This window comes from Methanolinea mesophila (assembly GCF_017873855.1).
GTDB classification, from domain to species: Archaea; Halobacteriota; Methanomicrobia; order Methanomicrobiales; family Methanospirillaceae; genus Methanolinea_B; species Methanolinea_B mesophila.
Window position 1 is genome coordinate 130,519 of sequence record NZ_JAGGKR010000001.1, and the last position, 13,742, is coordinate 144,260.

Below are 13,742 nucleotides of genomic sequence, written 5' to 3' on the forward strand. Positions count from 1 at the left end.
GGACAGGGTGCGGAGAAGAGGGGCGATGCGTCCTGGAAAAAATATGCGCGAGTGACCGGGTACGAGTTCCCGGGCCCGGGGCTGACGAGCGATGACTGAAATGTTCGAAGAGCAGGGAAGGGATACACAAACCCTGGCGGACCACCGGAATGTGCTTTTCCATGGATTCCGTGCCGGCGTCTTTTTGTTCGCGGGGGTCCTCATGGTTCCGGCCCTAGTATCGCTGCTTTCGGGTGTCCCGTTCCCTCTTATCCTCGCAGTGATTGGGAGCACGCTCGTGATAGAATATGCCGCGGTTGTCCCTGGTGCCGCGCTCCAGGTTCCGGCATACGTCACGGTCACGGTAGCGTTCTCGACTGCACTCGGGATCATCGCCGGGTCGCTCGAAATATTCGAGGCTTTATTCAGGACCTCCCCTGCCCTGTCGGGTTTTATCGCCCGTGCACGGAACAGGTCAGCGGGAAAATTCACGCGAAAATACGGGATATGGGGTCTTGTCCCGGCAATTCTTGCCGCCGGGTTCTACATAACCCCCGGGCTTGCGTTCGTCCTGGGAATGCCGAAATCGCGGTCTGTCGCCATAATGTCCGGTGCATTTTTTCTCGGAGAACTCATAACCCTCGCCATTGCCACAGGTGTGCTCCGGTTGTTGTGAGCACACCGGTCCTGGATCGCCCGCAGCGGCAGGTGCCGGGTCCGTCCTGAAATAAGGTTCCGGTCATTCCGCCAGATCCCCCCGCTGATACGAGTGTCTTCCGGGACTTCCAGGATCCCTCCGGGGGGACACCCTGCCTGAACAGATCCTGCAGTTCCGGGGGTACCAGGCGATTGTGAATATCCGTCTGTTATACTGACCCACCCGACGGCGGGTAACTGACCAGGATGTATCCGGCCCTTCGTCACCACCTGTCATTCTGCATGCAATTTTCGTGATTTCCACGCCCGGAAAGGAGATATTTTCTCCATCAGGCCCCATTTTCCGGGATCGTGGTTCCGGAGGTATATCCAGGCCTGCATTACCTTTATTGTCTTTTCGCGCCGAGTCTAGATTGGTGGCATATGAGATATCGGTATTTTCGGGGAGCCATAGCTCCCGCAATAATTATATGTTGTTTTCTGGTATTTTCCAGCCCCGCAGCGGCTTTTGTTCCCCCTGCGGGTGAATATTACGGGACCGTCACCATCGACGGTTCCCCTGCTCCGGCAGGAACCCAGATACAGGCGATCATCAACGGCCAGGTGAGGGGAAGCATCGTCACCTCCGTCCCCGGGCAGTACGGCTCGAGCTGTCTGTTCGCGACCCGGCTGATTGTACAGCCGACAGAGGCGGACAGCGCGAGTCATCAGCCGATTCGGCTGGAATTCCTGATCAACGGGGTGAAGGCGGACCAGACCATGTTCTTCTCAAGCGGAATTCGTTCGGTCTCACTGTCCATGCATCACCCGGATACCCCTTCGCCCACCCCGACTCCTACGGTGACCACACAGCCTCCCACCGCTACGCCGACCCCTGAACCGACATTAAAAGCCCCCGTGGCTGAGATAAACGGGGATCCGTTGTCGGGAAATGCACCCCTCGACGTTTGGTTCAGGGATGTTTCCGGGAATGACCCTGCCCGCTGGAACTGGAGTTTCGGGGACGGGACCTTCTCTACGGAGCAGAATCCCACTCACCGCTACGTGTCCCCCGGGGCCTACACTGTGACCCTGACGGTCTGGAACGATGCGGGAAACGGATTTACCGCTGAGCCGGGTTTTGTCCGGGTCACTGGAACCCCGTTCCTCATGTTCCCGGGTTCCGGACGGTACCCGGACGACCTTGACGGTGATGGGAAATATGAAGACCTGAACGGCAATGGAGGGCTCGATTTTCTCGACGTCATTCTCTACTTCAACAACATGGACTGGATCGCACAGAACGAGCCGGAAGGGATCTTCGATTATAACGGGAACGGGAATATCGACTTCAACGATCTGCTGATCCTTTTTGACCGGGTATAGATTGCCGGTGCAGGAGTCCCCTGACGTGCAGGAGGGGGCGCCGGGGCTCCCCTCCTGTCCACCGGAAATTCAGGTTACCTAGGGACGGGCCGTGAATCAGCTATGGGAGGCAAGCCGGGTTTCCCCGCTCCTTCGTTGAAAAATTTTTGATCGTCCGAAAAAGGCGGTATTTCTGTCCAGCGGGAGGAAAGATCTTCGCTTCGTCATGCAGAGTTCCGGTGTCCCGGAGCCAGGACCTCTTTTCCCGGGGCCGGTCAACACGGGGCTATTAAGTTCCGGTTCACCCCGGGTGACGGCCTGCGGTTCAGATCAGACCCCGTATCAGGACCTTCACCCGGTCTTTCAGCCCGGGGACCCGGCGTATGTCTCCCAGTTCGTCGGTCCCGTCTACGAGTATCTCTCCCCGGGGTTCGATCCCGATATTTCTCATGAACGGGCCGATCACCTTTTGCACACACGTAAAGTTTTCCTGGCCGTTTCTCCCCGCGACCGCGAGCAGCACCCCGTATGTCGGTCTTCCATCCTCATGCGGGGCGATTGTTCTCTCGGCGTGATACGCCTGGAACCGGTCGATGAGCACCTTCAGTCCTCCCGGGACCGTATTGGTATAGACCGGGGTACAGACGACCAGGAGACGGCACTTCCGGACGTCGTCGATGGTCTCTGCCATTTCGTCCGCGAACGTGCACGTGCCGGTATTATAGCACTGGTAGCAGCCGATGCAGGGAGAGATAGCCATGTCGTGGGGATAGATCACCTTCACAGTCCGTTCCAGCCCCGATGCCTCCTCCATTGCCCAGGCCGCCATGATACTCGAGTTCCCGTCTCCGCGGGGACTTCCCTGGATTATCACCACCTCTGGTTCCGCCCCGGCGGGCGGGGGAGTACTCCTCCTTTGCACGATCCCGGACAGGAATTCACGGGTATCACCGCGAAGCGACTCCGACCAGATTTCCGCTTTCCGGTCGAGCGCCGCCTTGGCTTTCAGTGGGTCGAGGGGGCTGTACTCGTAGGTATTGGTCCGGAAGACCGCCAGTATGTCGCCTTTCTTTTCGAGTGTGAGTGTGTAACGCTTCAACCGGGGATAGACAGACGAGAGGTCTTCCTCTGCAAGGGTCAGCACGAATTCCCCTTCGTTCGTGAGGATGATTTCCTGTCTGATCAGGTGCTCCTTTCCCGCCATTACCACGCATGAGACCCGGGTTCGTATATACGCTGCGATCACCGGGAGAGCGCCGGGGCTGATCTCCGGGCTTCGGGAAATTTCCGAGGGGTTTTTTAATGTTCCGTTGACCTTTCCGCGAACCGGAGGAGCCCTTCCCGCCGAAGATCACTACTCCACGGCGCTCATTATCGCCGGGACGGACGTATAGGTCCTTGTTCCCTTGTGTTCTCCGCCATTCCCCGGATTTCCGGGTAAAAAATATCGTCGTGATGACGGGAGAATTCTCGGCAGGTTGTGTCCGGTACCGGGCTACCGCCGGTATCCCCAATTTTATAAGAGCGGGTGCGCGAGCGGGCAGACACCATATTCGGCTTCTTCCGGTATCGGGTGAGCGGAAAAATGTGCCCGTTCGTTATAGCGGGTCAGACGGACCTCCCGTCATCTCCCGACGCTGCAGGACTGTTACTCGAACATCGGCCCCGGTCCTCCGCCGGGTCCGGCAGGAGGTTCATGTTCGACCTGGAGTTCCTTGACCATCCAGCGGAGAAACGATATCCCGACCGCTCCGGTGCTGACTACCGCCTGGAGGGCCATGTCCAGTACCCGCATGGTGAACTCGGGGTGGTAGGGATAGATATATTTCGTGACCGTGAATCCCACCACCCGGTTTCCGTCCAGTATCCGGGAGTACGCAGTGAGCGCGGAGGTAAACGCCCTGGTTAGTTCGTAGATGAATTTCGCGTCGTTCTTTTCATAGAACTCGTTGAGGTGGCCGATAGCGTGCTCGTCCGGGATGGTTATCTGGAACGCCACGATGCAGTAATGGGACCCTTTCCGGTGGTCGATGAGGAGGGGGTATTCACCGAAACGGATCCAGAAGCCCCAGTTTCCTTTTTCCTCCATCTCATTGACGATTTCCACGTCCATGCTCGTGAGATACTGCCTAATGGCCTCCCGTGCTTCCTCATCCGTTCTAAGCCGGATCTCGCTGCTCATAGTGTTCAGCTGGGGTCGGGCATGATATAATCATATACACAGGCCGGATCACGGGGGTATGACGAACCTCCAGCCACAGTAAAAACCCGGGACCGGGGGATCGGGCGGGCAGGAGATGCACTCCACCCTTATCCGGGGGTCGATGACCCGGGCAAAACTGCGGTGCTCCACTTCCCCGAGCTCCCGGCAGGGGAACTTCGGGAGGCCCTTCCTGTCCCTCGCCTGCTGCGTACGACAGGTGACCAGGTAATATTCGAGTGTGCGGGGGTCCACTCTCGTCACGCGCTGCTCGTTTACGAATGAGAACAGCCGTTGCCGGAGAGCCTGTTCGAGGGCATCGAGTCTTCCGTTATCCGGGAGCTGCAACCGTTCCTTGATCCGCCGGGCTTCGATGGCCGAGAAACGCTCCCAGACCTCTTTGTCGCAGGATATCGCTGCTTCCATCCCGAACCTTGCCTCGACCGCGATGAACCAGAGCCCGTCGATCGCATGCCAGTTCTTTGCCGCATCCACGAGTTCCCTGCCGGCATGCCCCTGATTTGCCATATCAAACGTTCACCGGATTAAAGTGCACCGGGAAGGAAATATACCTCCCGGGAAGTCCCCGCCATGAAATATCTCTGGTAATCTCGCGTGTCCGGGAAAGAAGTGACATCATGAAAGTGCATCGGGAGGTGTCCGGATCCGTCGTCCGGGCATCCGTCGGGGTGGTGAGACGTTCCTGAATCTGCACTTTAACCAGGAAAAGTGGAACCCATTGACGCAGGGAGCGTCCCGCCGCAGCGGTGCCCTCATACGATTGGCCCGGTATTCTGTTATCGATCGGTATTCATCGGTATCATTCAGCCAGGATTACACTTTTACCCGCGATATTGCGCAACGGTGTGTTGCTGCACTGGCGGGGGGGAGCCTCGTGAACTTCACGAAGTGAGGACGTCAACAAACCTGTTTTTTCCCGGAATTACCTGTTGATCTTTTTGTAAGACTCATGAATTGTAAAAACCGCAGAATGTTACTGGACATTCGAGAGTCTTCCCTTCACCTCGTCGATGCTGCAGTGCCGGGCTTCCATCATTGCCGTGATGATCGCATCGGAGAATATCAGCGCAGACGCCTCGTACAGGGTTCCAAGCGGGGCAAACGAGGCGGAGGTCGATCTGTACTGCCCGGTGATCTGGCGGACTTCATAGCCGGCGGGCGCCTCCACGGTATAGGCGAGGGTTCCAGAAAGGACCACGGCACAATCTGCTATCCGCATAATCCTGGAATCTTCCGCCCCGGTGATCAGGCAGATCCTGGCACCGACATCCCGTGCCGTTTCGCATATGTCCACGATGGAATTCGTCTCACCCGATCCCGAGAATGCGACAAGGGTGTCCCCGGGGGACAACGCGGGGGTGATAGTCTCGCCAACTACGTAGGACTCGAACCCGATGTGCATGAGCCGCATCGCGAATGCCCTGGATACGAGGCCTGATCTCCCGGCCCCTGTCACATAGATCCTTTTCGCGGCGAGCATCTCGTCGAGAAAGCAGGATGTCTCCTTTCGTTCTAGATCAACTGCGATCCCCTTTATCCTGGTCGCCATCAACTGCATGAGTTCGCCGATGGAGTAACAGGAGGTCTCCAGATCCCTCTCCCCGTCTTTCATCCCTGATCATTCTTGTGCTCCATCCCTACATCAGAATTTCGAGATCAGATCACTCCACCGTCCGGGGAGCGTCTATAAATCCGGACGAATAGGTGTATGGCGACAAGATGATGCGCCGGGGCAGCCCTCTGAATCCCTCAGCGTTCCCCCTGGTATGCGGAGTTATGGGCAGGTCTGCCGGTCCCCGCGTATACCGCCAAGGGGGTCCCGGCTCACCTTTGGTTTTTCCGGCCTGTTGCGGGAATCTTTATCCGTTAACAGGATATCTTAGCAATTGTATGTTATCTCACGTTGCGGAGAAAGTAAAAGGCTTTCTCCTGAAACCTGCCGCTACATTCCAGGCTACCCGATCCGAGAGCCTGACCAGCGCCTTTCAGTACTACGTGGTTCTCCTTGTCATCTTCAGTATTCTTAATGCGATAGTATCGATCACCGTCGGTGTAGTATTCTTCACCGACTACGTAAACCAGATTGCAGCAACCGGTCTCCTCGGGACTATCGGCGCGAACGTCCTGTCGGTGTTCACGGGATTCGTGGCAACCCTCAGCCTGTTCATGGCCTATTTCCTCTTCCTGATCCTGCTCTTCGGGGTATTTCTGGACGGGTTCTTCTATCACGTATTCGTGTTGCTCTTCGGAGGGACGAAAGGAGTGGTACAGACTATCAAGACCGTGATGTACGCGTCCACGCCGTTCTTTATCCTGGGGTGGATCCCTTACATCTCCATTATCGGAGTCATTTGGGCGTGGATCCTTCTCATCCTCGGGATAAAGGAAAACCATGAGATGGTGCTCGGTCATGCAATCCTGGCGGTAGTCGTTCCCCTGGTGCTTGTCCTGATATTCGTGGTCCTGGGCATCGCGGTAGTGGGAACCTTCATGGCCGCCCTGATGAGTCTCGTCCCGGGCGGACCTTACTAACTCTTTTTTCCGGTTATGAGGTACTTCAGGGGGTACAACCCGTCCTGAACAGACCTCTCCTGCTTTGAGGAAATTTGTACTCCACGAGAGGACTGGCCATGTCCCCCGATTCCTCTCTCCATCCGGCCCCGGGGGTTTATTCCTCGGATAATAGATTCTTCAGCATCACCAGATGAGAATCAAGGCTTTTTTTCTTCATCCAGGTCTCTTTCATCGGGGTCAGGACCTCATCTCCGTGGAGCTCCCCCGCGACACAGCCGGAACTGCCGTCCTGGAGCGCGTTCACCGCTGATGATCCCAGCATGCTCCCAAGGACTCTGTCCCTGGCCGTGGGCGACCCCCCGCGCTGGACATGTCCGAGCACACAGACCCTGGAATCAATCCCGGTCGCCTCGTGCACTTCCCTTGAGAGTCGGAAACTCCATCCCGGGTTATCCGCCTCCGCGACCACGACGATGGCGCTTCGTTTCCCTGCCCGGAAGTACTCTCTGAGCCGGGAGATGAGCTCCCATTCGCTCATCGGGTCCTCAGGAATGAGCACCTCCTCTGCGCCGCCCGCGATCCCGCTTTCCAGCGCGATGAACCCCGTATCCCGTCCCATCACTTCGATAAAGAACAGGCGCTCGTGAGAAAGGGCGGTATCCCTGATCCTGTCGATCGCCTCCAGTGCACAATTTATGGCGGAATCAAAGCCCACGCAGTAATCGGTTCCATAAACATCATTATCGATCGTCGCGGGGACACCCGCCACCTCGATACCGGTCTCTTCCTGGAACAGGGTCCCGCCGTGGAATGTCCCGTCGCCTCCGATCAGCACCAGGCCATCGATCCCCGCATCCCTGACCATGGATGCGGCACGCGACCTCCCCTCCCGGGTCTCAAACTCGGCCGAGCGCGACGTTTCGAGGATCGTGCCGCCCCTGTGTATGATATTGCAGATGACACTCCGGTCCAGAGGCGTGAATTCCCCGCGGATGAGCCCGGAAAAACCCCGGAGGACGCCGACAGGTTCGATGCCGGCGGCCAGCGCCGTCCGCACCGCCGAGCGTATGCAGGCATTCATCCCCGGCGCGTCTCCTCCGCTGGTCAGAATCCCGATCTTTTTCATCGTTGAGCCTTTTCACCTGCCTTTCCAGATAAACCTTTTCTTAAAGGATTCGTACGGGTTGTTTCCACAGCCGGAAATAGCAAAATTCCTTGAGAATGTTGCGTTCCTATGGTCAAGGTACCATCCGGACGCTGCTGGCGGGCAGGCGAACAATTTCATTGAACTGCAGTCCGGCTGGTGAGCACTTATTTCTGCCCGGGAACCGCCCAGTCAGAAGGGTCCGGACCCGCCGGATTCTCCCCGGGCCCTCGGAACTATCGCAGCGTGGCCCGCCGAAAAGAACGAAACCATTGTAACGGGGGTCCCGGGGCCGGGGAGATCACCATTCCAGGACTCCCCGGGAAGTGTCGAAGGTCGGGGAGGACGCCGGCGGTCATGCTCCCTGTGGAGAGTCCCACTCCCAGGCGGCGGACACCCCGGTGGATGTCTCATATCCGGCAGGCTGGAACGACCGGCTTCACCCTTCTCAGGCCGAAAAGAACAATAACGGGAACGACAGGATGAATTGCCATGAAGATTGGGGATGAGGGCTTCGTCCCGCTCGATGTGCCGGTGGAGACGCGGGATATATATCGCGAAAATTACAGGGAGATAACTCACGGGCGCGGACGGCTGATGCTCTTTGCAGGCGACCAGAAGATCGAACATTTAAACGACGACTTCATGGGACCGGGAATCCATCCGGATGATGCCGATCCCGAGCACCTTTTCCGGATCGCCGCGAGAGGAAGGATAGGCGTGTTTGCCACTCAGCTCGGGCTGATCTCCCGGTACGGCATGGACTACGGGAATGTCCCGTACCTGGTGAAACTGAACTCCAAGACAAACCTTCGAAAAACCGCCGACCAGGACCCCTTCAGTCCGATGCTCCACACGGTCGGGGACGTAGTACGGTTCAGGGATCGGAGCGGGCTCTCAATTCGTGCCGTGGGATATACGGTCTATCCCGGTTCCGAGTTCGAGTCGGAGATGCTCCGGCAGGCGGCCCGGATCGTGGTCAGTGCTCACCGCTACGGGCTGGTGACGGTACTCTGGATGTACCCGCGGGGAAAAAGCGTCCGTGACGAGACCGCTCCCCACCTCGTCGCCGGGGCTGCCGGCATCGCCGCGGCGCTGGGAAGTGACTTTGCGAAGGTGAACGTGCCTGAAAAAGACGGGGTCCAGGTCCCGGAATTGCTAAAAGAGGCCACTAATGCCGGGGGGCGGACGAAGATCATCTGTTCGGGGGGACCGAGCGTGGACGAAGCGCAGTTCCTGAAAGGTCTCTATAACCAGATCCATCTCGGAGGGACAAGCGGGAACGCCACCGGGCGGAACATCCACCAGAAGTCTCTTCAGGAGGCTGTCAGGATGTGTGATGCCATTGCTGCCATCTCTCTCGATGATACCGGCCCGGATGAGGCTTTGAAAATTATCGGAAAGTAGATCCCGTTTGGGTACGCGAGGCAGGGATCCCTTTTCCTTCAATCTGCGGGCAAATTTCCCCCGGGTTTTCCACTCTCTTTTACCAGGATGCCCGAAGGTTCCCTGCCGAATACGCGGTAGGCGAGCAGCTTCACCCGGTCCTGGAAGAAAAACATGACCAGGGTGTATCCATACGATCCCGGCGAGCTCCCAGCCGATAGGGGTCATAAAAATTCCATACACGGCAATGAGCGTGGCCGGAAACTGGGTGCCGATAACCGCGAACAGGAGGATTTTTGCGGGAGGTATGGACCAGAACGGCCCCCGGGTGCGTGCGACAAGCACCGTGAGATGCCCGCCGACGGAAAGGTTAAGGTAGACCATGGTCTGCACCATGTCCTGGGACAGGTGCGGTAGGTTTCAAGCCTCGGTGCGGCCTCTTCAGGTGTCAGGCCGATGAAAGAGCGGGATAGTTTCTTATCCAGTTCTTAGGCCGTGAGCATCTCCCCCGCGGACTCGCGGTCTCGATCCCGTATATTTTCCGGCTTCCTGGCGTGCATTTTCATCTCCCGGATCGCGGGAATGGTCTCACTCCGGTCAACCAGGATCTTGTCTTGTGGTAATCCGGGCAATCCCGCCGGTTTACATCCTGACAAAACCCACATGTGACCGGTCATCATCATGTGATCGACCATAGGGTCATACCGACTGTGCCTGTCACGGTACCATTTTAAGAATGTTTCCCAGGATTACGGGTGTCGCCGGGCCTGCGTTATCATTCCCGGCACCCCTGCATGTGTCAGGGTAATGAATAGAAGTTCCGATGGGAGCGTATGCAGGTGCCGCATGGACAAAATATATATGCTTGCCACACGGTATCCGGGCTGATCATCTGCCTTCCGGGGGAATGTGGGAGAAGAACCGGTTCCGGGTCCTTTCATTCTTCTTTCGGCAGACGCATCGTAATCGGAGGTGATCCACATGAACAGGTACGCGGGCACCATTGTCCTTCTCGCATTCCTGCTGGTTACCCTGGGGACCGCGTCAGGTTGCATCAGCACAATGGATACCGCAGGCACGGGATTCCCCCTCCAGAATGACACCCCTCCGGTACCTGCACAGGAATCCGCCGTCGTCAACCTCACTGGTAATCAACCGGATTATTCAGCAGGATCTGAGAACGAATCCATGCCGGCAGACGAAGCCCCGCAGGAGAATTCATCCTTTACGGGCACACTCGTTAATTACTCCCTGAATGAATCCCTCATTATCCCCGCCGACGGATCCGGCAACTCAAATCTTTCAGGGGAACTGTCGAACGATTCCCTCAACGAATCCCTCATTATTCCCGCCGACGGGTCCGGCAACTCAAATCTCTCAGGGGAACTGTCGAACAATTCCCTCAACGAATCCCTCATCATTCCCGCCGACGGGTCCGGCAACTCAAATCTTTCAGGGGAACTGTCGAACAATTCCCTCAACGAATCCCTGACCTACCAGGAAGAAGGATCAGCAAACACCACTCTGACCGGTGATCAGGAAACCTCACTGCGCCTTGAGGTGATCCGCTTCCTCCCGTCAACTCCGCCGGTTTCATCCAGGTTCGCATTCCCCCTCAACGGGACGTTATCCGCAGGGATATCCGGGATTTCCTCCCGCCAGGTCGAGTATGCATGGGATATCAACGGGGACGACTACCCGGAGTATACCTCAGAAAACCCGGCCCACTCCTACGGGGCCCCCGGCGAATACGAGGTTACGCTCACTGTTATCGACACCACAAGCGGGCGTAACGCTACCCGGACCGACCTTCTCTGGGTCCCTGAATACCTTGTGCCGCTCCACCCTGGGTGGAACTTTATCTCGGTACCGCGGGAGCTCGCACCATACGCCATCCTCGGAAAGATCATGGACCTGAACCTCACCGGAAACCACCCGGTGCTCGGGTATCAGCCACTGACCGGGTGGGAACCGCTTGATGGCGGGACGCGGGTCAGGCCGCTTGACGGGATCTGGATCTATTCCACGGAAGAGAGCGAACTCTCGTTGATCTTCAGCACCGATCCCGCGCACCCCCCGGCGGTCAAGGAGCTCTTCTCCGGGTGGAATGCCGTCGGTTTCACCGATATCGCACCGGTCCCGGCAAACGAGACTCTTTCATCCCTGGGCGACCTGTGGACCAGTTGCACCGGGTATAACGCTTCAACCCAGACGTATGACTCTTCGATACTCAGGGATTCGAAGGGAGCGAGCAATGATTCCGGCCTGCTTCGCCCCGGCCAGGGTTATTGGGTGTACGTCTCCGGAAACGGAACTCTTGCAGCCATCGGAGCATGATTCTTTTGTCCCGCGAAAAAAACGGTTATCCGCCCCTGCCTGGAGGGGACTTCTCCGAGGAAGGGGAAGGCAGCGCCCGGGCTTTTCTGCCCGCGCTTCAGGCGCTCTCTTTAAGAATTCGTTTCAGTTCCGGGACATCAGCGACACGACCGGAGACTTTCAGCTCCCCGTCCACTGCGAGCGCCGGGGTGAGCATCACCCCGCGGTCAATTATCTCGGTGATGTCATCCACTTTCCTGACCTCGGCCTCGATCCCGAGCTCCTTTACCGCGATCTCCACGTTCTTCAGCAAACGCGTGCATTTCATGCAACCCGTTCCGATCACTTCGATTGTTTTCATAGATATACCCCTGTAGATTCCGCCGTCCTTTTTCCTTTATTGGTCATTCCTGTATCATCTCCTCGATCTCCTCCACGCAGGGGATTCTTCCCTCAGCCCTTATAACCCCGTCGATAACCAGGGCAGGAGTGAGCATAACTCCCCGATCGGCGATGGAATTTATGTCTTTTACCTGGATAACCTCCGCATCCGCCCCGGTCTTTTTCACCGCCTCGAGGACGTTCGCATGCATCCTGCTGCACTTCACGCACCCGGTCCCGAGCACCTCGATCCTGATCATCGCTGTTCTCCCTCAGGCCCCCGGGGGCCTGTACTCGCGGTACTCCCTGAGGAGAGCCTCGGCATATGCGGGTGCAGCCGCCCGCGGGACGTAATTGTACACCTTTACTTTCTCAAGGAGGGTTTCCTTAAGGCGGGCTTCATCCGATATTCCCAGTGCGTTTACCTCCGAAAATACCTTCTCCATCATGGCAATCCCGGTGGGTATGCCGTTGACGGATATGGTCTTTACCTGCCGGAGGGCGTCAGCCGCACAGCAGGGCGGTTTATCATAGAGATTTGTCATCGCGGTTCACAACCCCAGCGCCCCGAAGAGGTAACCCCCCACAGTGGCGAATATGATCACGAGCACGGCATATGCAACCGTCTTCTTCCCCCCGATGACCCTGTAGATGACCAGGAGGCTCGGCAGGCTGATGGTAGGGCCGGAGAGGAGGAGTGCGAGTGCCGGTCCTTTTGCCATCACCCCAGAGAGGTACCCCAGCGTCGTCCCGATGATCGGGACCTCCAGAAGGGTGGGCATGTAAAGAATTGCCCCCACGAGCGCAGCCAAAAAGCATGAGAACAGGTCGTTCGACCCGAAGTAAGGCTGGAACGTCTCCGGGGGGAGAAAATACGCAAGCACCCCGAGGGCAAAGGTCCCCACGATAAGGAGGGGCAATATCTTCTTCGTAAGGTCCCAGGTTTCCAGCCCCCAGATGGTCACCTCGTCCCGGGTGAAGTAATAGATAAGCAGCACCGCGATACCCATAGTCAGGAAGTAGACGACGAACAGCCGGACAAGCACGTCCAGGAACCCTGAAGTCGCCACCAGGAGCACCGCGACGAGAAGAACGAAGAAGAGCGGCACCACCCAGCGGGGGCGTTCCTCCTCGCAGGGCGCGGCGTCGGAGCGGGGAGCACCGCTCCCTTTCTTCTGTCCGTCCTGGACTTCGTGCCGGAAGAGCCAGGCCATGATCAACCCGATGGCGATCGCACTCACCACCGCGACCACCGCACGGGCGAATCCGAGGTCAAGGCCCAGGACATTTGCGGTATAGACGATTGCGAGGATATTTATCGCAGGCCCGGCGTAAAGGAAGGTGATCGCGGGTCCGAGTCCGGCGCCTTTCTTCAGGATTCCCGCGAACATGGGGAGGATGGTGCAGGAGCACACCGCAAGGACCGTCCCGGATACCGAGGCGATACCATAGGCGACGGATTTCTTTGCATCGGGACTGAAATATTTTAGAATTGCCTCTTTTTTGAGGAATGCAGCGATCCCGCCGGCAATGAAGAATGCCGGCACAAGGCAGGTCAGCACGTGCTGGCTAAGATAGGAATACAGGGTATCCCAGCCGGCAAGAAGCGAGCCGGTGAGGGGGTCAGTCATCCCGGGCAGGCCTCCTTCACCGGGACTCTCCCCACACCTTTCCGCGTATCCTTCATTCCATATTCCTCATCGCATATACCTCGTGCACCCCGGGTGTCCGGTGTGGGAGGGGTTCACTATTTCAACTATATTTGAAATATTCCGGTATAAACCTTATCACCCGGATGTA

The 13,742-nt window shown here is 57.6% G+C and carries 14 protein-coding genes; 5 read left to right on the top strand and 9 right to left on the bottom strand.

Annotation, left to right across the window (positions count from 1 at the left end; translation table 11 throughout):
• The first annotated feature begins 91 nt into the window (after positions 1-91).
• Positions 92-655, top strand: a complete 564-nt coding sequence (locus tag J2741_RS00660) for a hypothetical protein (RefSeq protein WP_209673123.1) — start codon at positions 92-94, stop codon at positions 653-655.
• A 404-nt stretch (positions 656-1,059) separates the two neighbouring features.
• A complete protein-coding gene (locus J2741_RS12990; protein ID WP_280897019.1) occupies positions 1,060-2,001 on the top strand; it encodes a PKD domain-containing protein in 942 nt (313 codons plus the stop codon).
• 304 nt (positions 2,002-2,305) lie between these two features.
• Here J2741_RS12990 and J2741_RS00670 read toward each other — a convergent pair whose 3' ends face one another.
• From J2741_RS00670 to hxlB, 4 genes are all read right to left on the bottom strand, one after another.
• Complete coding sequence (locus J2741_RS00670; protein WP_209673125.1) at positions 2,306-3,184, bottom strand: flavodoxin family protein; 879 nt, start codon at positions 3,182-3,184, stop codon at positions 2,306-2,308.
• A gap of 444 nt (positions 3,185-3,628) precedes the next feature.
• Complete coding sequence (locus tag J2741_RS00675) at positions 3,629-4,162, bottom strand: hypothetical protein (protein WP_209673126.1); 534 nt, start codon at positions 4,160-4,162, stop codon at positions 3,629-3,631.
• Positions 4,163-4,210: 48 nt separating this feature from the next.
• Positions 4,211-4,708 carry a DUF6125 family protein gene (locus tag J2741_RS00680; RefSeq protein ID WP_209673128.1) on the bottom strand — a complete coding sequence of 166 codons (498 nt, stop codon included), beginning with the start codon at positions 4,706-4,708 and terminating at the stop codon, positions 4,211-4,213.
• 466 nt (positions 4,709-5,174) lie between these two features.
• A complete protein-coding gene (gene hxlB, locus J2741_RS00685) occupies positions 5,175-5,813 on the bottom strand; it encodes a 6-phospho-3-hexuloisomerase (protein ID WP_209673130.1) in 639 nt (212 codons plus the stop codon).
• Between the two features lie 278 nt (positions 5,814-6,091).
• On the opposite strand from hxlB, the gene J2741_RS00690 reads away from it, so the two are divergent.
• Complete coding sequence (locus tag J2741_RS00690; protein WP_209673132.1) at positions 6,092-6,733, top strand: YIP1 family protein; 642 nt, start codon at positions 6,092-6,094, stop codon at positions 6,731-6,733.
• A gap of 136 nt (positions 6,734-6,869) precedes the next feature.
• On the opposite strand, the gene pfkA is transcribed toward J2741_RS00690, so the two are convergent.
• Complete coding sequence (pfkA, locus tag J2741_RS00695; protein WP_209673134.1) at positions 6,870-7,841, bottom strand: 6-phosphofructokinase; 972 nt, start codon at positions 7,839-7,841, stop codon at positions 6,870-6,872.
• Between the two features lie 510 nt (positions 7,842-8,351).
• On the opposite strand from pfkA, the gene J2741_RS00700 reads away from it, so the two are divergent.
• Positions 8,352-9,266, top strand: a complete 915-nt coding sequence (locus tag J2741_RS00700; RefSeq protein ID WP_209673136.1) for an aldolase — start codon at positions 8,352-8,354, stop codon at positions 9,264-9,266.
• A gap of 960 nt (positions 9,267-10,226) precedes the next feature.
• Complete coding sequence (locus J2741_RS00705) at positions 10,227-11,582, top strand: PKD domain-containing protein (RefSeq protein ID WP_209673138.1); 1,356 nt, start codon at positions 10,227-10,229, stop codon at positions 11,580-11,582.
• Positions 11,583-11,679: 97 nt separating this feature from the next.
• Here the strand turns inward: J2741_RS00705 and J2741_RS00710 are convergent, their stop codons facing one another.
• The 4 genes from J2741_RS00710 to J2741_RS00725 are packed head-to-tail and all read right to left on the bottom strand — an operon-like array spanning position 11,680 to position 13,573.
• Complete coding sequence (locus tag J2741_RS00710; RefSeq protein ID WP_209673140.1) at positions 11,680-11,922, bottom strand: thioredoxin family protein; 243 nt, start codon at positions 11,920-11,922, stop codon at positions 11,680-11,682.
• A 43-nt stretch (positions 11,923-11,965) separates the two neighbouring features.
• Positions 11,966-12,202 carry a thioredoxin family protein gene (locus J2741_RS00715; protein ID WP_209673142.1) on the bottom strand — a complete coding sequence of 79 codons (237 nt, stop codon included), beginning with the start codon at positions 12,200-12,202 and terminating at the stop codon, positions 11,966-11,968.
• A 12-nt stretch (positions 12,203-12,214) separates the two neighbouring features.
• Positions 12,215-12,487, bottom strand: coding sequence for a hypothetical protein (locus tag J2741_RS00720; RefSeq protein ID WP_209673144.1), 273 nt, complete (start codon positions 12,485-12,487; stop codon positions 12,215-12,217).
• A 6-nt stretch (positions 12,488-12,493) separates the two neighbouring features.
• Positions 12,494-13,573: a permease gene (locus J2741_RS00725; protein ID WP_209673146.1), complete on the bottom strand. Its 1,080-nt coding sequence runs from the start codon at positions 13,571-13,573 to the stop codon at positions 12,494-12,496.
• Between the last annotated feature and the right edge of the window lie 169 nt (positions 13,574-13,742).

Bases quoted from the DNA above. Each gene is read 5' to 3' on its own strand.
- J2741_RS00660 (WP_209673123.1), top strand. From the start codon at position 92: ATGACTGAAATGTTCGAAGAGCAGGGAAGGGATACACAAACCCTGGCG.
- J2741_RS12990 (WP_280897019.1), top strand. From the start codon at position 1,060: ATGAGATATCGGTATTTTCGGGGAGCCATAGCTCCCGCAATAATTATA.
- J2741_RS00670 (WP_209673125.1), bottom strand. From the start codon at position 3,184: ATGGCGGGAAAGGAGCACCTGATCAGACAGGAAATCATCCTCACGAAC.
- J2741_RS00675 (WP_209673126.1), bottom strand. From the start codon at position 4,162: ATGAGCAGCGAGATCCGGCTTAGAACGGATGAGGAAGCACGGGAGGCC.
- J2741_RS00680 (WP_209673128.1), bottom strand. From the start codon at position 4,708: ATGGCAAATCAGGGGCATGCCGGCAGGGAACTCGTGGATGCGGCAAAG.
- hxlB (WP_209673130.1), bottom strand. From the start codon at position 5,813: ATGAAAGACGGGGAGAGGGATCTGGAGACCTCCTGTTACTCCATCGGC.
- J2741_RS00690 (WP_209673132.1), top strand. From the start codon at position 6,092: ATGTTATCTCACGTTGCGGAGAAAGTAAAAGGCTTTCTCCTGAAACCT.
- pfkA (WP_209673134.1), bottom strand. From the start codon at position 7,841: ATGAAAAAGATCGGGATTCTGACCAGCGGAGGAGACGCGCCGGGGATG.
- J2741_RS00700 (WP_209673136.1), top strand. From the start codon at position 8,352: ATGAAGATTGGGGATGAGGGCTTCGTCCCGCTCGATGTGCCGGTGGAG.
- J2741_RS00705 (WP_209673138.1), top strand. From the start codon at position 10,227: ATGAACAGGTACGCGGGCACCATTGTCCTTCTCGCATTCCTGCTGGTT.
- J2741_RS00710 (WP_209673140.1), bottom strand. From the start codon at position 11,922: ATGAAAACAATCGAAGTGATCGGAACGGGTTGCATGAAATGCACGCGT.
- J2741_RS00715 (WP_209673142.1), bottom strand. From the start codon at position 12,202: ATGATCAGGATCGAGGTGCTCGGGACCGGGTGCGTGAAGTGCAGCAGG.
- J2741_RS00720 (WP_209673144.1), bottom strand. From the start codon at position 12,487: ATGACAAATCTCTATGATAAACCGCCCTGCTGTGCGGCTGACGCCCTC.
- J2741_RS00725 (WP_209673146.1), bottom strand. From the start codon at position 13,573: ATGACTGACCCCCTCACCGGCTCGCTTCTTGCCGGCTGGGATACCCTG.